Raw genomic sequence first — 19,846 nt, 5'->3', positions numbered from 1 at the left:
CATTCATCAATAGTGAGCCATTGCCGGGCTCGGTGTGAGACTGGCCGAAACTGGTAAGTGCCAGGAGTTCACAATATTGTGTCTTTGCTGACAATTGGTGAACTCTGTTTGTGTTTGTGAAAGCTACCTGTACCAGTCGGTCCGACAACTGGGCGGACGCCATTGCGAGGTCGGATTTGCTGGGAGGAGGCATCTCTTCAAAAACCGCTAAAAACGATAATAAAACATACGCTTGGCGCGAAATTCAGTCTCACCTGTAACAAATTATCCGGTGAAGCGGCCGGTGTTTTGTCAATTGTCCTGAAGCATTGCCCGTACTGCCACGTTTGCATACTCTGGCTGCACATAAAAAGTGCGTCTACCGTACGTAGTTGCACAAAAAATAAGCATCGCGCGCCTTCCTGGGGTATCAGATGGCGGGAAGCTCGATGGAATAACCATAAGAGAGAGGACGGGCCCATCATGAGTAGATATTCATTCAAGCCGTTGTCACTGGCGATTGCCGCCGCCCTGGCGGTGCCGGTTTCCGGGGCTTTCGCCCAGGAGCAGGAAGAGTCCACGCCCGGTGCCGACAACCGGGTTATGGAAGAAGTGATTGCCACCGGTACGCGGCGGGAGGGCACATTGCCCACCGAGACCCTGTCTCCGGTGGATGTGGTTGGTGGGGGCGACCTGGCCGACCAGGCGAGCTTTGACCTGACCGAGTCGCTGTCCAAGATTGCGCCTTCATTCAATACCCAGCGCTTCCCGATTGCCGACGGTACCGCATTTATCCGCCCGGTGACCTTACGTAACCTGTCCCCGGACCAGACCCTGGTGCTGGTGAACGGTACCCGCCGGCACCGCTCGGCGCTGGTAAACCTGCAGGTGGCCCCACTGGGTACTGTTAACCAGGGTGCCCAGGCGGTGGACTTCTCTGCCCTGCCGTCTGCCGCAATTGAGCGTGTGGAAGTACTTCGGGATGGCGCCTCGGCCCAGTATGGCTCCGATGCCATCGCGGGCGTGGTTAACGTGATCCTGAAAGACGATGCCGAGGGCATTAATGTAGCGGCGCAGACCGGTGAGTATTTTGAGGGCGATGGCACCCGCAACAGTGTTTCCGTAAACGCCGGTTTCGGTCTGGGCGATCGTGGTTTTGTGAACACGACCATCGAGCGCTCTACGGCTGACAAGACATGGCGCGGTGCGGCCCGCCCGGATGCGGAATTTGTCGGCAGTGTTGTCGGTGAGGACCTGGTGCCGCTGGAAGGCCTCGGCCAGCGCTGGGGCGACCCGGAAGTGGAAACCACGAAGCTATTCGTGAACGCCGGCTACGATCTCAGCGAGAGCGTCGAGCTGTACGGCAACCTCGGGTACTCTGACAACGAGACCATTTCGGATTTCTTCTACCGCGGACCGGTGCTGGAGCCGCAGTATGAATTCGCTGCCCGCGGCACACTGCAGGTAGACGGGGATGGCGACTTTATGCCGGATCCCGCACCGCAGTCGCTCATCGACAGCATTGTCGGCCAGGGGCTGACCCCATCCGACTACCTGGTGGCCGATGCCTCGAGCCCCAGTGGCTACGTGCTGCGCAACCCGATTTACTCCATGTTTCCCGGCGGCTACAACCCACAGTTCGGCGCCAATATTACCGACCTGTCAGCGGTATTCGGTGCACGTGGCGAGCTGGCTTCCGGCCTGAGCTGGGATGTGCGGGCTCGCACGGCGGAAAACGAGGTTTCCTACGTACTGAAGGACTCCATCAACCCGAGCCTTGGTGCACTGTCGCCGACGTCTTTCAATCCGGGCACACTGACCCAGGAAGAGACCAGTGTGAATGCCGACTTTGTGCAACCGGTTGATATAGCGGCCTTTGCGTCGCCCCTGAACGTGGCTTTCGGTATGGAGTGGCGTCGCGAGACCTACAAGATAGGTGCCGGTGACGAGGCATCGATTGTATCCGGTCCGACCGCCGCACAATTTGGCGTGGGCTCCGACGGGTTCCAGGGCTTCCCGGAAGAGGCTGCCGGAAGTTACGACAGCGACAGCGTCGCAACTTATGTGGACCTGGAAACGGATATCACTGACCAGCTGACAGTGGGTGCGGCGCTGCGCTACGAGGATTTTGACCAGTTTGGTTCTACCTCGGACTGGAAACTCTCCGGCCGTTACGACTTCAGTGAGGCTTTCGCGCTGCGGGCTACCATGAATACCGGTTTCCGTGCGCCGACCCCGGGCCAGGTGAATACGCTCAATGTCACCACCACTGCAGATGCCAGCGGTAACCTGATTCCGAACGGTACCTACCCGGTCAATCACCCGGTCGCTGAAGCTCTCGGCGCGGTGGCACTGAACCCGGAAGAGTCCACCAGCTTTACCATCGGTGCCGTGATCAACCCGCTGGACAACACCAGTATCACTATCGATTACTACAACATCGACATCCAGGACCGACTGGCACTGCGCAATAACACCATTGGCGCAGACGAGGTAGCCCTGCTGTCGAACGCCGGAATCGAGGATGCCGCACTGCTGCAGGGAAGTAATGCCAACTTCTTCGTAAACGCCTATGATTCCGAGGTCAGTGGCATCGACCTGGCGATCACCAGCGACTTCGAAGTTGCCGGCAACCTGCTGGTGGTGGACCTGCGCCACAATCACAACCAGCAGGAAGTGACCGATGTTGCTGCCAACACGATCAATGACCTGCGCGTTTACGACCTGGAAAACCAGGTGCCCAGCGACCGCACCACGCTGACCTTCGACTACGACACCGGCGGCCTGGTGAATGGTTACCTGCGTTTCAATCGCTACAGCGACTGGGAATCCACCGGCGGCCTGTTTGAGTCTGGCCCGGCTACGTATAGCGGCGAGCTGCTGACTGACCTCGAGGTGACCTTCAACCTGGCAGACAACTACAAGGTGGCTGTCGGCGGTGAGAATATCTTTGATGTCGAGGCTGATGAGGAAGCGGACCCGACGCTGCAGTTCCTGGGAGTGCAGCAGTCCCTGACCTCGCCGTTTGGCTTTAACGGAGGCTTCTGGTACCTGCGGGCCAGCGCGCAGTTCTGACCCGTTCCCGGGCAACCAACAAAAAAGCCGGCGCTTGCGCCGGCTTTTTTTGTTTCTGTCCAGCTGCTTTTGCTTCAAAGCAGCTGTCGGTGCATATGCTTGTCAGAGTGGTCCGGCGGGGCGGGAATCCTGTTCTTCCTCATTGAGGAACAGGACTTCTGCAGTGCGGGCAGCATTGTAGTTCATCACCAGCTGCGGTTCGTCGGTGAAAACGCCATCGGCGCCCATGGCGGCGACCAGGTGCAGGTCGTCGAGGTTGTTGACCGTGAACACATAATTGCGCAGCCCGCGACGCTTGCCGTCGGCAATCAGCTCGGCATCGACGAAATCCAGGCTCAGGTGCATGGAGTAGGCCTTGAGCGGCTCGGCACAGGCGGCCAGGTCCAGGGGGATACTGCCCAATAACACGCCGCGGCGGACTTCCGGGATCATCTGCAGGCTCTCATAGAGCTGGCGGTGATCGAAGGAAGATACCAGGTACTGCTCGAAGCTGGCACCGGTGTCGCGGACAAAGGATTCCAGTTCCTCTGCCACCAGCGCGGCGCAGCTAGGGCCCTTGATTTCAATATTGAGCTGGCAGTGGTTGCCCACGGTTTCCAGCACCTCGCGCAGGGTGGGTACGCGCCCCCCACAGGGCAGCAGTTTTTCGCGCAGGGCATTGGGGCAAAGGTCGGTGAGCAGTTCGCTGCCGGCAATCAACCGGCCCAGGCGCCGGTCGTGCTTGACGAGCAGCTGGCCACCGATATTCCAGATATCGATCTCGATACCGTCCACGTCGAACTCCAGTGCGTGCTCGATGGCCTGCAGGGTGTTCTCAGTGGCTTTCTGCCGGTAGCCGCGGTGGGCGAAGCAGAAGAGAGAGCCGGGTGTCTGCATAGGTCGCTGCTCAAAAAGTGCTCACTTTACAGTTTGCCCCTGAATTATGACGTCAAAATGACAGGGCAACCAAGCGCGGGAAGGGTCTTAAATGCAGTTTTGGCGGGTGGTACGCCCCCGGCGGAGCCGGGGGCGCCAGTGGCCTGTCAGTCTCCGGCCAGGGCGCGGTAGCGGCCGCGGTGGAAAACCAGGGGCTCGCCGCCCGAGGCGGTGAAATCGGTCACTTCGCCCAGCAGGATGGTGTGATCACCGCCCTCGATACACTGGGCCAGGCGGCACTGGAACAGGGCCGCACAGTCGTCCAGCAGGGGAACCTGGTGCGGGCCCGGCCGCCACTGCACGTGGCCAAACTTGTCGGCACCACGGCCGGCGAAAAGGTTGGAGATATGCTGCTGGTCGGACTTGAGCACATGCACCGCAAAGTGCCCCTCGGCGGTAAAGGCATCGTAACCCAGGGACTGCTTGTCGATGCTCCACAGCACCAGGGGCGGGTCCAGCGATACGGAATTGAAGCTGTTCACGGTCATGCCCACAGGTTGCCCGGCCGCGTCGGTGGTGGTGACCACGGTCACGCCAGTGGCGAACAGCCCCAGGGTGTCGCGCAGGGCGCGGTCCGGCTGGGTGGCGGGAGAGGACGCTGTGGTGCTGTCTGTGGTCATACCGTCGTTTAAAAATTGAGCAAATTTAAGGTTGGCGGCCATTCTACGCGAAAATCTGGCTTATTGCGCGTTTTGCATCCTGCGGAAAAACGTTGCCCCCCGGATAGCCCCCCGCGGGCGGCTATCCGGGGTGTGACTTACTGGTCAGCCTGCATCAGCGGTGCACACCGGGATACCAGTTCATCCCGCGCAGCGATGCGTGATCCCGTCAGTGCAAAGCCCAGTAGCTGGCCGCTGTTGTCGCGGAATTCCGCCTGCACACCATCACTGTCCGCCTGCACGTGCCATTCGCCCTCGGCCCCGGAACGCGGCGGGCACACGGTAGTGGGTCGCAGGGTCGTCTTCACCGCCACCGGGATGGCGCCGTAGCGTACGGCTTCAGGTTCGCCACTGAGGGTCTTTGCCAGCGCACGTGCACAGGCCATCAACGGTGCCACGAAGTAGAGCTGGTGGCCCTCGACCTCGGCGCAGTCACCGAGGGCAAACACGCTGCTGTCACTTGTACGCAGGTGGCGGTCCACCCGGATGCCCCGGTCCACGTCCAGTCCGGCCATTTCCGCCAGTCCGGTATTGGCCTGCAGGCCCAGGGCCGCGAGGGCAATATCCACCTCGAGGGTCTTGCCATTGTCCAGTTCTGCTCGCAGCCCGCTACCCTGTCGATCCAGTCGGGTGAGGCAGCTCCTGGGATGGAAGCGCACGCCGGCACTTTCCAGCTTGCGCCGCAGGTCGCGGCCGGCGGTCTCCGGCAGCAGCGTGGCCAGGGGCCAGGGCAGGGGATCGACCACATTGACCTCGTAGCCCGCCTGCACCAGGTCGTTGGCGAATTCACAGCCGATCAGCCCGGCGCCCAGTAACAGTACCCGGCGCCTGCCGGCCAGCGCGGTGCGGAAACCGTGGTAGTCGTCGAGGCTGTTGACGCGGAACAGGCGGGCCAGGCCATCACCCTCGATGGCGGGCAGCGGACGGCAGCTGGCACCGGTGGCCAGAACCAGCTTGCCGTAACGCAAGGTCGCCTGGTGGCTGCCGTTCACCGGTGCCACGGTCAGGGTTCGCGTGGCCGTTTCGATATTGTTTACATGGGTGTGTACCAGGATTTCGGCATCCAGTTCCCGCGCCATCTCCTCCGCGGAGCTGTTGGCCAGCTGCTGGGGTGTCTTGCCATGGGCCAGTGACGCGGACAGCAACGGCTTGGAGTAGAAAGTGCCATCGTCTGCGGTAACCAGCACCAGCGGTGTGGTGCGATCCAGCTTGCGGAATTCACGTGCCAGGTTGTAGCCAGCCAGGCCGGTGCCGATGATCACCAGGGGCTCGGCGTTGCCGTCGATGGCCGGGGTCGGTGCCGCTTCGGGCTCCGGTGCTTCCGCGCCATCGGATACCAGCACCATATCGAATTCTTCCTTGCCCACGCCGCACTGCGGGCAGCACCAGTCTTCGGGTATATCTTCCCAGCGGGTGCCCGGGGCAATGCCGTCTTCCGGCCAGCCCCTGGATTCATCGTAAACCCAGCCGCATACCATGCATTCCCAGATGCGGGTGCCCGTCGGCACCTGTGCTGAGGATTCTGCTTTTGCCGGGCCGCTGTGGGTGGTGGATACGGCTGCTGTACCGGGGGCAGGTTCGGCGGCGGCCTTCACCTCGAGCATCACAAACTCTTCCTTCGCCGCGCCGCACTCGGGACAGCTCCAGTCTTCCGGGATGTCCTCCCAGCGGGTACCCGGGGCGATGCCGTCCTCCGGCCAGCCCTTGGATTCGTCGTAAACCCAGCCACAGATCTGGCATTCCCAGACACGGTATTCAGTCATTGCTCCCCCGACTAATTATGCGTGAATGCGGTATGCGGCCCGGACCGAGATGGAAAAACAGGCAGGCACTACCGTCCTCGCCGTTCCTGGCCCGGCGAGGTAAGCGTGGCAGTGTAAGGAAAATCGCGGGCTAAGTCTGCTACTCGACGTCGCGCTGGGCGATATTGGTCAGCGCGCTGTGATAGACCTCGGCAATCTCGCCGGGGTGGGTTACGGATATGCCCAGGTCGTGCACCAGTCCGTCCCGCAGGCCGTAGACCCAGCCATTGACTGACAGTTTCTGGCCCTTGCGCCAGGCGTCGCGAACGATGGTGGTCTGGCAGACATGAATGACCTGTTCAAGTACGTTCAGTTCGCACAACAGGTCGATCCGCTCTTTCTGCTGGAACAGGTCGATCAGGGTGTGGTGTTTTTCCCGCACGTCCTGGATATGGCGCAGCCAGTTATCGATCAGGCCCAGCTGCTGGTTTTCCAGGGCCGCCTGGACGCCGCCACAGCCGTAGTGGCCGCAGACGATGATGTGCTTGACCTTGAGGATCTCCACCGCGTACTGCAGCACCGACAGGCAATTGAGGTCAGTGTGCACCACAACATTGGCGACATTGCGGTGTACGAACAGCTCACCCGGCAGCAGGCCGACGATCTCATTGGCGGGAACACGGCTGTCGGCGCATCCGATCCACAGGTACTCGGGCGTCTGTTGCCTGGACAGTTTGACGAAAAAGTCCGGCTTTTCCCGCCGCGTAGCCAGGGACCATTGTTGATTGTTTTTTAACAGGTGCTTGAGCGGGTGCAATATCGTTTCCCAGTATGAATGCGGGTTGACCCTTTGGTCGGACAGTGCACAGAGCATATCCGGTTTACCCCGGCCGGCCAAGTTTTGGGAGTACCGTCCCGGGGCGTCGTCTGCGGTCCCGCGTATCTGGTAAGCTGCCTCCCAGCCGACCGGTATTATCTGGCCCTAGCAGGCGCTGGCCGGTCTGGAACAAGAGACTTTTAACTGGGGTTTCCTGATTATGGCCCGTCGTCGTCCCGCCCGGCTCTCCCTGCGCACCCGCCGCCGCGCCTTCCGCGCCACGCCCCTCTGTCGCCACCGGACCCGGGTGCGATGGCTGTTGAAGCAGCGGACCCGCATACGCAGCTATAAGCGGTTGTTTCCCGAAGATGAAAAAAATGGCCGGAAAGAAGGGGATTCCAGCTCCTGAAATGGCGCCGGGCCTGCCTCCTGAAGACATTCATCGAATCTGCAACTGGAGTGGAGTATGACCACCGACCAACCCGAAGTCGCCAAAGCACCCGACCTGTCTGTGGGCATTTGCCTGGCGGATTACAGTGACCCGCGCCACGGGGCGGATATCGTCGCATTGATGGACCACTATTCCCGCGATCCCTTCGGCGGGGGTGAACCGCTCAGTGAGCGTTGCCGCGCAGAGCTGGTGGAGAAGCTGGGCAAGTTTCCCGGGGCTTTTACTGTGCTTGCCTACAGTGAGGGGCGTGCGGTCGGCCTGGTCAACTGCTTTACCGGGTTCTCGACTTTCCAGTGCGCGCCCCTGGTGAATATTCACGATGTGGTGGTTCACCGGGATGCCCGCGGCGCCGGCATCTGCGCTGCCATGCTCGACCTGGTGGTGACAGAGGCACGGGTGAGAGGCTGCTGCAAACTGACAATGGAAGTGCTGGAAAAGAACCTGCCGGCGCAGACCGCTTACCGCAAGTCTGGTTTCAAGCCTTATATCCTCGACGAGGCGCACGGGGCGGCGCTCTTCTGGGAGCGTTATCTCTGACATCAATCCACTCAAGTGGATCTGGTCCTGAGCCCGGTTATCGTAGCCGCTTATTTTGCGGGCTGGTGCGAGGGTTTCTCACTGGCCCGCCTGTGACCCTGTGCCAGTTTGAGCAGTGTGATTACCGCAATCAGCACGGCGCCCAGCAATAAGCCCGAAAGTGGGGCCTGCGGCATCGCCTGGTAGATCCAGCCGCCCACAGCAAAACCGAGGGTATATCCGCCAGTGTGCAGTAGTGACAGGCTGCCGAACTGCCGCCCGAAGCCCTGGCTGCCCTGCGCAGCAAGCAGTGTCGTGTAGCCGGGTATCAGCAGCGCAGCACCTGCCACCACCAGGAGTAATCCCGGGAAAGCCGGCCAGCTTCCCAGGCTGAGGTTGGCAATGGCGGCACCCGCCGCGAATAGCAGGGCCCCGAGCGCCAGGGCAGTGCGGGGCCCGCGCAGTCTTTTCCCCAGTGTCCACTGAACCAGTGCGCCACAGCCGGCGGCAGCGACCAGGATTAGCGCGGCGGTGGAAGAGGCGTTGCCCGCCTCATGTCCATAATAATCCATCAGCACCGGACCCAGTGCCAGTTGCAGCTGGCCGATTGAGGCCGTGCCCAGAACCGCAAGGGCAAACAGGGCCATCGGTAGCCCGGTGTTCCGGGGCGCCACCGGCAGCACCCCGGGAGCGCGACTCCCCCGCCCGCTGCCAGTGATTACCATGAGGCCGATCAGGGGCAGCAGTGCAAGCCAGCCCAGAGTCCAGATTTCCCCGCTTCCGAGTGTTGCTATTACAAGCAACGGGCCGAATCCCCGACCGAGGTTGGCTGCTGCAGACACGGAAGACAGGGCTGCGAGTTCCCGGCCGGGACGGGACAGATCGACTGCCCAGGCCTGGCAAGCAGGATAAACCCCGGCGGCGCTGATACCGTAGAGAATCCGGCTCAACCCGAGTAGCAGCATTGCGGTGGCGCCATTGATTTCCCTGGCAGCCAGCAACAGCAGCAGAGTCACGAACGATGCCTGCGCTATCAGTGTCCCGAACAGGCTGAGCAGGAGGACTGGCCGGCGGCCGTAACGGTCGCTCGCGATTCCCCAGGCCCGGCTTGATGCCATCAGGGACAGCGTCCCAACCGCGACAAGGCTGCCAATAGCGGCAAGATCAAGGCTGCACTGCCGGGCAATGACCGGAACCAGTGACAACAGGATAACCTGTGCAGCCCCCTGGCTGGCGACCACCACGTAAAGTCGCCAGGAATGCGGCTTCGCACCTGAAGCATTCACACCAACTTTCATTCCAATCTCGCCTTCCTCTCTGTCAGCCACCTGATTCCATGGCACCGGTCCTATCCCCGGTTGGGGATCGGTGAATTTTTCTCATTTGGCGGTTGCAACGCGGCTAAAGTATCTTCATGCTTTTAATAATGCAAATGATTCGTATTTGAATTTATTTGCCTTTGTCGGAGTATCGGCCCGGGTTGGGTGGATTCGGCATTCCCCGCTGAGCAGAGAATCCGTGGGGATTGCACCGGAGTATCGCCGGAATCGGTGCGCGAACAGCGGAATACAGGAGTCAGTCCATGGGAGAGGCCTTACAGCACCTGTTGGGACAGCGGGAAATGGCAGGGCAGGGAACAGTTACGCAGACAGGGGCTGCTCCGGCGAGTGAGTGCCGGGATGCCGAGAGGCTGTCTGCCAACAGCTTTTTCAACGCGCTGCTACGTGAGAGTGGGGTGGGACAGTGGCATGAGACCGCGGCTGGACTACCCGCGGCCGTAACGCCTCCCGCAGTCGCGCTCGAGCTGCCGCAAAGCGCTGCGCGCCTGTGGCTCAGTGTCCGCTACCGCAGCAGGGCTGGTCGGCACCAGTTCGAGCTGCCATTGCTGGTAGAGCGCGGGCAGGGCCAGTGCGAAGTAATTTCCCTCACGGATGCAGCGGAACTCGTTGCGGGGGAACAGGGCTTTTTCCCCGATGCAGGGCCGGATTCCCGGCGCGAGTTCGTCCGGCGTACTGAAGAGAGCGTGCGCAATATGTCCCTGGCGATTGAGGCGCGGCGCGAGGAATTTACGACGATATTCTCCGCACCGCTGGACTTTGCCGATGCGGAGCAGGCACTCCTGTGCGGTCATGCCATGCACCCGACGCCAAAGAGTCGAGAGCCGCTTACGGACTCTGAAGCAATGCAGTACGCGCCTGAATTTGGCCGGGGCTTTCCCCTCCAGTGGCTTGCTGTGGCAGCGGAACGCCTTGGGGGTGGCAGCGGAAGCAGCGACACGGCCGATGAGTTTGCCTGCAGCCTATGGCACGAGGAGTTTACCGGCCAGCCCTTTCCCGAGGGGTTTATCCCATTTCCCGCGCATCCGTGGCAGTGGCAGCAGCTGCGCCGGGATGCCCGGGTCGCTGCGCTCCTGCAGAGCGGCGATATCCTGCAGCTGGGTTCCGGCACCCGGCCGTGGCGGGCTACTTCCTCATTGCGGGCTTTGTACAGCGAGGACAGCCCTTTCATGCTCAAGTTCTCACTCAGCCTGCGCCTTACCAATTCCGTGCGCACCCTGCTACCCAGGGAAATGGCCCGCGGGCTGGAAGTGCCCCGGGTGCAGCGCACACCGGTGGGGCGGGAGTTCGCCGAGCGCTACCCGCATTTTGCAGTGTTGGCGGAACCCGCTTACCTGCTGTTACTCGACCGGGACGACCAGCCTGTAACTGAGAGCCTGGTGATGTTCCGGGAAAACCCTTTCCTCGGTCATGCTGCCCGAAATACCAGTCTTCTCGCGACCCTGACCCAGGACCACCCGGGGAGGGCGGACTGCCGGGCGGCACAGATGATTTATCGCCATGCCAAGACGCAGGGAATACCTGTCGCTAATGCTGCGCGCGAATGGTTCGGGCGGTTCCTGGATGTGATTGTTGAACCCCTGCTGATTGCCCAGTCTGATTACGGGCTGTTGTACGGCGCCCACCAACAGAACCTGATTATCGCATTCGAGGGCGACCTGCCCCGAGCCGGGTACTTCCGTGATTGCCAGGGCAGTGCCTATAGCCCACTGGGTAAATCCCTGTTACGGCCCTACCTGCCGGATCTTGCAACGGATACCGAGAACCTGCTCAACGAGACCATGGCCAACCGGTTGTTCGTTTATTACCTGGTTGTGAACAGTTGTTTCGGCCTGATTGGTGCGCTGGGTGCTACGGGCGTGCTGTCTGAGGTCGAACTGCTGCAGCAACTGCGCACGCGCCTGCAGGCCCTTGCCGACGGCCCACGCCGGGATACCAGTTGCCTAGATTACCTGCTCGGCTCGAAGCAACTCTGGGCCAAGGGAAACTTCCTGTGTGCCATGCGGGGCATGAATGAGACCACTACGGAAGATCCGCTCGCCATCTATCACACCATGGATAACCCGTTGCTGGCCCCGTGACTGGGCATGGCGGCGAAAGGACTCCGGTAACTGACCACAATTTCCACCCGATACAAGATTCATCGATAACGACAGGGAACTTGCAATGAAGAGGCAACGGGTACTTAACGAACTGAGTGTACCGACTACATATGGGGGAGCGGATGGTGACTGCGGGCAATTGCCTGACGGTCGTGCCTGGTCTATCCGTGGCAATCAAATTGATGGCGAACTCGGGTCCGGGCGGGAACTGGTAATCAGCATGGACCTGGGCCGGGGGGAAGCTCGCCTTGATATCCCGGGAAGCGAAGCGTCTCAAGTCGAACTGGATTCGCTGGCTCCATGGATGGAATGGCTGTTCGCAAGCGACGGGGCCCTTGAGCGCATTGTCCCCGGCAGCAACCTGCGGGCCGCTGTCCCTGGGATCCACGGTGTGATTGAACGGGCTGAATTTTTCCAGTCGCAAGGAGACTGGTACCGGGGAGTGAATGGAGGGAGCGTACCACTGCAATGGGTACAGGGAGAAGGTGAGGGGGGGCGTCATCCCCTGCGCCGGGAAGTGCCTGCCGGTGAGGTATTTCGGCGGCACTGTTATTCCCTGGGAATGGACTTTACCCTGCGGCGTGTTGATCCGGCCCTGGATACAAAGCGCTTTGTGGACTGGATGAACCAGCCGCGGGTGGCAGAGTTCTGGGAGGAACAGGGTGATGCAGGAAAGCAGCGCCGCTATATCGAAAGCGTGCTGGCAGAACCGCACAAGGATCCAATGATCGCAGCATTTGATGGTCGTCCCTTCGCCTATTTTGAACTCTACTGGGCAATGGAAGACCGGCTGGGGGCATACTACGATGCGCAACCGTATGACCGGGGATTACACCTGCTGGTGGGGAACCCGGAATTTCTCGGGCGCCGTTTTGCCCATGCCTGGCTCGAATGCATTTTCCATTTCATGTTCCTCGATGATGATCGCACCCAGCGTCTCGTCGGCGAGCCACGCGCCGATAATCACGGCATACTCAAATATATCGAACATATGCCCGGCTGGCGCAAAGTGAAGGAATTTGATTTTCCCCACAAGCGTGCGGCGCTGGTCATGGGAGAGCGCGGTGCTTTTTTCCGCGGCATGGCTGGAGGGGGTCGCTGTGACTGAAGCGAATTCAGGGACGGCCCCGACACAGCCCACAGAGCATTACTGGGAACGTGCGAACACTGCGCTTATTGCCAAGTCATTGGCAGAACTGTGTTATGAGGAGGTAATGTCAGCCGAGCAGGTTACGCCTGGCAAGTACCGTGTTGCGCTCGCTTCGGGTGCGCATTATGAGTTTGCCGCTCGTGAGACTATCTGGACCTGGCTCGATATCGATTGCGCCAGCGTACAGCGTAGTTACAACGGCCAGCGCACCGCAGCGACGGACGCGGCCCAGTTTTTTGTCGATGCCGGTGAAGACCTTGCTTTGAGCGCGGCCACACTGGGCAACCTGTTGCATGAAACCGCCAATACGCTGGCTGCAGATACTGCTCTGCTGGAGTCCCGTCGTGGAATAACAGCGGGTGCCCTTGCAAAGCTACCGGACGAAAAACTCCAGTGTCTCCTGGATGGTCATCCCAAGGCGATCGTCAACAAGGGCCGTATCGGCTGGGGCGCGGGAGAGTTTGCCCATTACGGTACCGAGTCGGGGGCGGGTGTGGGCCTGGTCTGGTTGGCAGTGAAACCGGGCGTGGCGGTTTTTGGGAACCACCGTGACTGGGATTTTGCATGCCTGCTCGAGCAGAGCATGGATAAGTCAGAGTTACAGCGCCTTGCCAGGGGGTGCCGGTCTCACGGGATAAACTGGGATGAGTACCTGCCCTTGCCGGTTCACCCGTGGCAATGGGAGCGGCACATCCGCCATAACTACGGCGGGATGATTGCCCGTGGTCAGATCCGGTACCTCGGCACTTTTGGCGATGAATACCTGCCGCAGGTTTCCCTGCGCACGCTCTCGAACCTGAAGAGACCAGCGGCCCTGCACCTGAAGCTGCCGCTCACGGTTCTGAATACATCCTGTTACCGCGGTATCCCCGGCCAATATATGGCCTGTGGTCCGGCACTGTCGCAGTGGATGCAGGCACTATGTGAAGAGGACCCCCAGCTGAAAATGCGGGAAACGGGCGTGATGCAGGAAGTGGCAGGGATCCACGTGCCCCATCCACATCACGAACAGGTTGCGGGAACTCCCTATCGCTACCGGGAAATGCTCGGCGTTACCTGGCGGGAGAGCCCGGTTTCACACTGCGGTACGGGGGAGCGTTGCCTCATGGCCGGAGCCCTATTGCAATGTGATGACCACGGCAGGTCAGTCGCTGGTGCACTGATCGAGTCCTCCGGACTGGGGCCGCGAGACTGGTTACAAAAGCTTTTCGACAGGGTGGTGGTGCCGCTTTACCACCTTCTCTGCCGTTACGGGGTGGGCCTGGTCGCGCACGGGCAGAACCTGACCCTGATGCTGCGCAATGATGTCGTAAACGGTGTCCTGCTCAAGGACTTCCAGGGCGACCTGCGCCTGGCAGAGGGGCGCTTCCCCGAGCGGGACGGACTGCCACCGAGCGCGGACCAGGTGCTGTCGCGACTGCCGGCGGCACACCTGACGCACGATCTATACACCGGTCATTTTGTTTCAGTGCTCCGCTATCTGTCTGCACAGTTGGAGCGGGAAACTGGGCTGGAGGAACTGGATTTCTACCGCTCCCTGGCGGGAGTACTACGTCGCTACCAGGAAGAAGCGCGAAGTAACTGGCCGGATATGGATGAGCGGTTTGCCAGCTTCGATATCTTCCGGCCAGCCATGGAGCGGGTATGTATCAACCGTGTGCGGCTGCAGCAGGGGTATGACGACACCGGCGATAGACCCGTGCCCGCTATCGGTACGCCGCTGGAGAACCCCCTGTGGCTCGCAGATCACCAACCTTCAGAACAAGGATTTTAACGAGGCCCAAGCATGGATACTCCCCTAGACCTGGCCGGCATCGGGGCCGGTCCTTTCAACCTCTCCGTGGCTGCTTTGTTGCACCGGCAAGCGCTGGCCTATCGTTTTTTTGACAGTAAAGCCAGCCATTCCTGGCATCCCGGGTTGATGTTGCCAGGCGCCGAGTTGCAAACTTCCTATCTCAAGGACCTGGTAACACCGGTTGACCCCACCAATCCCTACAGTTTTCTTGCGTACCTGGTTGCCAAACGGCGCTTCTATGATTTCCTGAACGCAGACCAGCCGGCGATTGGGCGACGCGAGTTTGCCGATTACCTGGCATGGGTGGCCGAGCGGCTGGCGGGGTTGAACCGGTTGCAGATGGGCAGCTGCGTAGAGCGGGTAATGGACCGGGATCACTGGTTTGAGCTGGAAATGGACGTGGCGGGCAAAAGCCGGCTCGTGCGGGCACGCAATCTGTGTGTTGCCGCCGGCAAGGAACCGTACATACCGGACTGCGCGCGGCCATTGCTCTCGGACCACTGTTTTCACGCGCTGGAAACCGCCCTTCGGCAACCTGCGGTGCAGGGACTGCGGGTCGCGGTCGTTGGCGGTGGCCAGACAGGGGCGGAGTTGGTTCTCAACCTGTTGGACGGTCACTGGGGCCACCCCCGGCGGGTGCTATGGATCTCCCGTCGCGAGAATTACCTTCCACTCGATGAAACGCCTTTTACTAATGCGTGGTTTAGCCCCGACTACGTGGATGTATTCCATCGCCTGTCGGGGGTGCGCCGTGAAGAAATCGTCGAGGCCCAGAAACTGGCCTCTGACGGTATCTCGACAACCACGCTGAAGGCGCTTTACCGGCGCTTCTATGGATTGGTGCACCTGGAGGGGAAGGGCGACGGCATCGCGCTTCTGCCGGGACGCGAGCTATGCGAACTTTCACGCACCGGCAGTTATGAGCTGGGCCTTTATAACAGCCTCGAGGGGGCTCCCGAACATTACCGCGCAGACCTGGTAATCCTCTGCACCGGCCTGCAGGAAACCATTCCGCACTGCCTTGAGCCCCTGCGGGAGCGTTTCTTGCTGGATGGGCAGGGAAGACTGGTCCTCAATCGTGCGTTTGCGGCGGACCTCCGTGGTGCCACCGGGCGGCAGGTATATATCCTCGGTGGCGGCCGCTACACACATGGGATCGCAGAGCCACAACTCAGCCTGGCGGCATGGCGGGCGGCGCGGGTTGTCAACGACCTGGTGGGAAGTAGTCTCTACGATACTGGCCAGGCGGGAGGAATAATGCAGTGGTCGATGGCAGGGGAGGAGGCATCTGCGGTGGCCTGAGCCGGCCCTGTCGCGTCCGAGCCGATGCCCCGGCCGCGACAGGATTACATTTATCCCGGTAGTTCCGATAGCGATGCGGCCTGCCGGAAGCATGCACCATGCTGGCGCAAATACTATTCAGGGTCCCCTGTCGCGCCAATCGCGGCGTTTTTCTCCCTCCTTGTGCAATACTTTTTCATGCATTAGTCCCGTGTATTCACAGGGTTGTGTTCACAGGACGTTGAGGAGGTTGAAAATGCGATTGAAGTCCAATCTGGCGCAGGGACGCTACTACTACAGCTGCGATGGCCGGGAGATGCCGGTGCGGGATTACTGGCAGCTGGGCCGGGATGAGGCGGATCGCCAGGTGCTGATCAGCCAGCGCCTGGTGGGGTCCGAGCGGTTTGGCCTGGAGGTCGGTGCGGTGCTGGACCGGGGCCTGGTGACGGAATGCGAGCTGAGCTGGCGCGATGAGGTCGACGAGGTGACAGCCCGCTATCGACTGCTGGGCGAGGGGCCCGGGGCGCAGATGCTCGGCAACGATATCGAGGCACACTGGAGCGGACCCAATGGTCCCCAGGAGGCTCGGGTCGGGGGCCGTTCGCGGCTGCTGTTTCCGCTGATGCGAATCTTTATGGGGCCGTTACTGCTCAAGCTGGAACAGTGCGAGCGGGGCCTGGAGGTGGTATCGCCGGACATTGTTGATCCCTCCCAGCGCGGTAAGCTGCTGGCACCGCGCGTTAGTCACAGGACGGCACGTGCGATGTCCAGTGTCGGCACCAACCAGGGCGCCCACGAGCTGGGGCCGGACGTAGTCGGCTATATCTACCAGGGTGATGAGGCGGAACGCGACGCCCACTGTTATGTCGATGAGCGCGGCCTGCTGGTGGGGTACGACTGGCCGTCGAGCACCGGGCGACTGTGGCAGGTCAGGTTGCGCGACCTGGAGTGGTCCGGGGCGCTGGGCGCATTGGTGTGACCAGTCCCGCAGCAGGGAGGGATCAAGCAGTTCGACCGTACCAGGTCTAGTCTTTGGGGGTGTTCGGGCTTTAACAGGGAGTCAAAGCCGTGTCGAATGCCCTCAGGGATTGGTGGGCTGCCCCAATCATCTTACTGCTTTGCTTGCAGCCCGGACAGGTTGCCGCAGAGAAGAGCCTGCCCGGGCCAGTGTCGCAAGATGCGCGCTGTGAGCCTTATCATGGCGGGGTGGGTGCCACTGCAGCGGAGATTCCGCCAAACGGGTCCAACTGTACCCCGGCAGAGATCGCCAGGGGCTTGGAAGTTCAGGATCTCCCTGAGCCCTCCACTGATGTTGCTGGACCGCCGGCACGCGCCCCCGCCAGCGATCGGGTGGAAGCTGTCCGGGAGGCCGCCCGCAACCGCTTCTCGCTGGCGTCGCACAAGGTCAATTACGTTCTCCCCGCTTCCTACAACGACGCCCTCAGTACTGAGCCGGGGCCTCGTGGGCAGGCCTACCGCGATCTGGAAATGCAATTCCAGCTCTCTGTCCAGGTGCCGCTCTGGAGCGGTTTCCTGGGCAAGTCGTCCTTCGTAAGTCTCGCCTACACCAACCGCAGTTTCTGGCAGGCATACAGCAGTTCGGCACCTTTCCGGGAGGTGAATCATGAGCCGGAGCTGATCATGACCTGGTTAAGTGATTGGGATTTCCTCGGGTTTCAGTGTGTGGCCAGCCAGCTGGGTGTCAGTCACCAGTCCAATGGGCGGGGGGATGAATTTTCCCGGGGATGGAATCGGGTATATACGAATTTCATGTTCGAGCGCGGCGACCTGTTCCTGAATTTCCAGCCCTGGTATCGCCTGCCCGAAGATGAAATTGGTGACGATAATCCCGATATCGAGTTTTATATCGGGAATTTCCAGTTGCACGGCGGATATCGTGCGGCCAGTCACAGTGCCTCGTTTGTGTTGCGTAACAACCTGCGTTCGGATAACCGCGGATCAGTCGAGTTACGCTGGAGCTTCCCGATCGGTGGGCGCGTGCACGGGTTCGTCCGTTATTTCAATGGCTACGGGGACACACTGCTGGATTACAATCGGGAGCAGGAGTCTCTCGGGCTGGGAATCGAGCTGGCGCGCGGGCTCTAGGCCTACGCATCAGTGGTCGCCAATACTTCCCCGGTAAAAGGATAGTTACCATGAATTTACTCACCCGGTGTATGGAATTCATTGGCCGAGAGGGTATCTCTCGGTAAGTATCAGTCGGATGCTGGCGCTTGGCGTTCCAGATCAGGGCAACCTGTGTATGATGCCGACTGGAACATATCCGGCGGTCGCCGGTTTTTGGTTGGGGAGGGAAATTTGTCGGAGCGTCAATTTTCGCTGGGCCTGCTAGTGCCCTTTTTGCTGGTTGGTGTTATGCCCGCTGCGGCGCAGCAGGCTGAAGCCACCGGTGCCGGCCCTTTGCCGGCAGGAGAAGCCACTGTTACCAATGTCTCTAGCGATGCCCCTGAGGGAGGGAACGCGGATGACGAAACCGTTTTTTCCCAAGAGCTGACCCTCGGGGAACGCGAGGAGGCCTGCTTGCGGGAGCAGCTGCTGGTGGCCCCTGCCAGCATCACACTCGAGGAAATGCGGCGCTTCTGCGCCCAGCGTGTGCGGGAAACGCCGGATGAGCGTGAGCCGCAGCCGGTGTTCGGTACGGTCACCGAGCCTCTGCCGGGCGAGACGGAGACCACCGTGGCGCCGGAGTCCAGCAAGGCTGCCCAGGCGATCCGCGACGCTGCCAACAACCCGTTCACGCTCGCGTCCCACAAGGTCAATTACCTGCTGCCGGTGGTTTACAACCCTTCACCGAATGAGGCCGGCCTGGAGGATTTCCAGGTCAATGGCGTAGATATCGACCTGGATGAAATCGAGGTACAGTTCCAGCTTTCGGTGCAGGTGCCCATCTGGCGGGGCTTCCTGGGCCAGGCCTCGTTTATGAGCCTGGCGTACACCAACAAGAGCTTCTGGCAGGCGTACAATTCGGACGATTCCTCGCCGTTTCGCGAGACCAACCACGAGCCGGAGCTGCTGATGACCTGGCTCAACGACTGGTCCCTGTTCGGTTTCCAGAATGTGGCCAACCAGTTGGCGATCAACCACCAGTCCAACGGTCGCAGTGAGCCATTGTCCCGCAGCTGGAACCGGGTCTATGCCAACTTCTTCTTCGAGCGCGAGAATATATTCATCAGTTTCAAGCCCTGGTATCGCATTCCGGAGGACCGCGATGACGATGATAACCCGGACATCGAGGCCTACCTGGGGCACTTTGAACTGGCGGGCACTTACAGTGGGGACAATGGCCACAGCGTGTCGCTGATGCTGCGTAACAACCTGCGCTCGGACAATCGCGGTGCGGTTGAGCTGCGCTGGGGCTTCCCGCTTGGTGGCCGCGTGCGGGGCTTCGTCAAGTACTTTGGTGGTTATGGGGAAAGCCTGATCGATTACGATGAGTCAGTGAATACTCTGGGTATCGGCTTTGAGCTGGCCCGCGGGGCGCAATAGGTGGTTGCCCTGATGGAGTAGCAACGCCCGGGCTTTTGGCGGATACTGGTCAGGGCCGCCTGGCCCGGCCTTCACAGGGCTCCAGTAGAAGGAGTGAGCATGGGATTTGAAGATACCTATCGCCTCAGTGCCCACGCCGTGATTACCAATGAACTGGGCGAGGTGCTGCAGCTCAGGGCCACCTATGCCGATCGCAACTGGGGCCTGCCGGGTGGGGCGCTGGATCCGGGCGAGACGATTCATGAAGCCCTGTTGCGCGAGTGCCGCGAGGAGCTGGGACGGGAAGTCCGGATCGATTACCTGAGCGGCGTGTATTACCACCGTGTTTACCGCTCGCATGTCTTTATCTTTCGCGCCCATTTTGCCGACCACGGCGCCATCTCCCTGTCCGACGAACATTCCGAGCTGGCATATTTTGCTCTGGACGACCTGTCGCCGGTGCAGCGACAGCGGGTGCTCGAATGCCTGGAGTTCGATGGCCGGGTGCGCAGCGACAAGTTTTGACCCGTTCCGGGGAAGC

General features: G+C 60.9%; 15 protein-coding genes. 10 read left to right on the top strand and 5 right to left on the bottom strand.

Features of this window, described 5'->3' with window-relative positions; genetic code table 11:
- Positions 1-462 precede the first annotated feature (462 nt).
- Positions 463-3,054: a TonB-dependent receptor plug domain-containing protein gene (locus tag LVD10_RS14095; protein ID WP_233006040.1), complete on the top strand. Its 2,592-nt coding sequence runs from the start codon at positions 463-465 to the stop codon at positions 3,052-3,054.
- Between the two features lie 102 nt (positions 3,055-3,156).
- Here the strand turns inward: LVD10_RS14095 and LVD10_RS14090 are convergent, their stop codons facing one another.
- The 4 genes from LVD10_RS14090 to can all read right to left on the bottom strand — a co-directional run bounded on the left by LVD10_RS14090 (position 3,157) and on the right by can (position 7,187).
- Complete coding sequence (locus LVD10_RS14090; RefSeq protein ID WP_237064050.1) at positions 3,157-3,930, bottom strand: glycerophosphodiester phosphodiesterase; 774 nt, start codon at positions 3,928-3,930, stop codon at positions 3,157-3,159.
- Positions 3,931-4,076: 146 nt separating this feature from the next.
- On the bottom strand, positions 4,077-4,589 hold the full coding sequence (locus tag LVD10_RS14085; protein ID WP_233006038.1) for a flavin reductase family protein: 513 nt from the start codon (positions 4,587-4,589) through the stop codon (positions 4,077-4,079).
- A 137-nt stretch (positions 4,590-4,726) separates the two neighbouring features.
- Complete coding sequence (locus LVD10_RS14080; RefSeq protein ID WP_233006037.1) at positions 4,727-6,391, bottom strand: FAD-dependent oxidoreductase; 1,665 nt, start codon at positions 6,389-6,391, stop codon at positions 4,727-4,729.
- A gap of 139 nt (positions 6,392-6,530) precedes the next feature.
- Positions 6,531-7,187 carry a carbonate dehydratase gene (gene can, locus LVD10_RS14075; RefSeq protein ID WP_233006036.1) on the bottom strand — a complete coding sequence of 219 codons (657 nt, stop codon included), beginning with the start codon at positions 7,185-7,187 and terminating at the stop codon, positions 6,531-6,533.
- A gap of 466 nt (positions 7,188-7,653) precedes the next feature.
- Here can and LVD10_RS14070 point away from each other — a divergent pair, with 466 nt between their 5' ends.
- On the top strand, positions 7,654-8,175 hold the full coding sequence (locus tag LVD10_RS14070; protein WP_237064048.1) for a GNAT family N-acetyltransferase: 522 nt from the start codon (positions 7,654-7,656) through the stop codon (positions 8,173-8,175).
- A gap of 50 nt (positions 8,176-8,225) precedes the next feature.
- On the opposite strand, the gene LVD10_RS14065 is transcribed toward LVD10_RS14070, so the two are convergent.
- Positions 8,226-9,452, bottom strand: a complete 1,227-nt coding sequence (locus LVD10_RS14065) for an MFS transporter (RefSeq protein WP_237064046.1) — start codon at positions 9,450-9,452, stop codon at positions 8,226-8,228.
- A gap of 284 nt (positions 9,453-9,736) precedes the next feature.
- Here LVD10_RS14065 and LVD10_RS14060 point away from each other — a divergent pair, with 284 nt between their 5' ends.
- The 8 genes from LVD10_RS14060 (at position 9,737) to LVD10_RS14025 (ending at position 19,830) form a co-directional block, all read left to right on the top strand.
- On the top strand, positions 9,737-11,572 hold the full coding sequence (locus tag LVD10_RS14060; protein WP_237064044.1) for an IucA/IucC family protein: 1,836 nt from the start codon (positions 9,737-9,739) through the stop codon (positions 11,570-11,572).
- Between the two features lie 160 nt (positions 11,573-11,732).
- Complete coding sequence (locus tag LVD10_RS14055) at positions 11,733-12,701, top strand: GNAT family N-acetyltransferase (protein ID WP_237064043.1); 969 nt, start codon at positions 11,733-11,735, stop codon at positions 12,699-12,701.
- Positions 12,702-12,807: 106 nt separating this feature from the next.
- Complete coding sequence (locus LVD10_RS14050; RefSeq protein ID WP_237064041.1) at positions 12,808-14,517, top strand: IucA/IucC family protein; 1,710 nt, start codon at positions 12,808-12,810, stop codon at positions 14,515-14,517.
- A gap of 12 nt (positions 14,518-14,529) precedes the next feature.
- Positions 14,530-15,840: a lysine N(6)-hydroxylase/L-ornithine N(5)-oxygenase family protein gene (locus tag LVD10_RS14045; RefSeq protein ID WP_237064039.1), complete on the top strand. Its 1,311-nt coding sequence runs from the start codon at positions 14,530-14,532 to the stop codon at positions 15,838-15,840.
- 235 nt (positions 15,841-16,075) lie between these two features.
- Positions 16,076-16,798, top strand: a complete 723-nt coding sequence (locus LVD10_RS14040) for a hypothetical protein (RefSeq protein WP_237064037.1) — start codon at positions 16,076-16,078, stop codon at positions 16,796-16,798.
- A gap of 296 nt (positions 16,799-17,094) precedes the next feature.
- The gene (locus tag LVD10_RS14035) at positions 17,095-17,925 is read left to right on the top strand and encodes a phospholipase A (RefSeq protein WP_237064035.1); all 831 of its coding nucleotides are present in this window, start codon (positions 17,095-17,097) and stop codon (positions 17,923-17,925) included.
- A gap of 213 nt (positions 17,926-18,138) precedes the next feature.
- Positions 18,139-19,326, top strand: coding sequence for a phospholipase A (locus LVD10_RS14030; RefSeq protein ID WP_237064032.1), 1,188 nt, complete (start codon positions 18,139-18,141; stop codon positions 19,324-19,326).
- Between the two features lie 99 nt (positions 19,327-19,425).
- Entirely contained in the window at positions 19,426-19,830 is a 405-nt protein-coding gene (locus LVD10_RS14025) for an NUDIX hydrolase (RefSeq protein WP_233006027.1), read from the top strand.
- The last annotated feature ends 16 nt before the right edge of the window (positions 19,831-19,846 follow it).

Source organism: Microbulbifer zhoushanensis (genome assembly GCF_021729055.1).
Taxonomy (GTDB): domain Bacteria; phylum Pseudomonadota; class Gammaproteobacteria; order Pseudomonadales; family Cellvibrionaceae; genus Microbulbifer; species Microbulbifer zhoushanensis.
The sequence above is the reverse complement of the archived record's forward strand: the minus strand, read 5'-3'. Positions and strand labels throughout refer to the sequence as shown.

Excerpts from the sequence above, each read along its gene's own strand:
- LVD10_RS14045 (WP_237064039.1), top strand. The coding sequence starts at position 14,530 with ATGGATACTCCCCTAGACCTGGCCGGCATCGGGGCCGGTCCTTTCAAC.
- LVD10_RS14050 (WP_237064041.1), top strand. The coding sequence starts at position 12,808 with ATGTCAGCCGAGCAGGTTACGCCTGGCAAGTACCGTGTTGCGCTCGCT.
- LVD10_RS14085 (WP_233006038.1), bottom strand. The coding sequence starts at position 4,589 with ATGACCACAGACAGCACCACAGCGTCCTCTCCCGCCACCCAGCCGGAC.
- LVD10_RS14070 (WP_237064048.1), top strand. The coding sequence starts at position 7,654 with ATGACCACCGACCAACCCGAAGTCGCCAAAGCACCCGACCTGTCTGTG.
- LVD10_RS14095 (WP_233006040.1), top strand. The coding sequence starts at position 463 with ATGAGTAGATATTCATTCAAGCCGTTGTCACTGGCGATTGCCGCCGCC.
- LVD10_RS14080 (WP_233006037.1), bottom strand. The coding sequence starts at position 6,391 with ATGACTGAATACCGTGTCTGGGAATGCCAGATCTGTGGCTGGGTTTAC.
- LVD10_RS14025 (WP_233006027.1), top strand. The coding sequence starts at position 19,426 with ATGGGATTTGAAGATACCTATCGCCTCAGTGCCCACGCCGTGATTACC.
- LVD10_RS14065 (WP_237064046.1), bottom strand. The coding sequence starts at position 9,452 with ATGAAAGTTGGTGTGAATGCTTCAGGTGCGAAGCCGCATTCCTGGCGA.
- LVD10_RS14090 (WP_237064050.1), bottom strand. The coding sequence starts at position 3,930 with ATGCAGACACCCGGCTCTCTCTTCTGCTTCGCCCACCGCGGCTACCGG.
- LVD10_RS14060 (WP_237064044.1), top strand. The coding sequence starts at position 9,737 with ATGGGAGAGGCCTTACAGCACCTGTTGGGACAGCGGGAAATGGCAGGG.
- LVD10_RS14040 (WP_237064037.1), top strand. The coding sequence starts at position 16,076 with ATGCGATTGAAGTCCAATCTGGCGCAGGGACGCTACTACTACAGCTGC.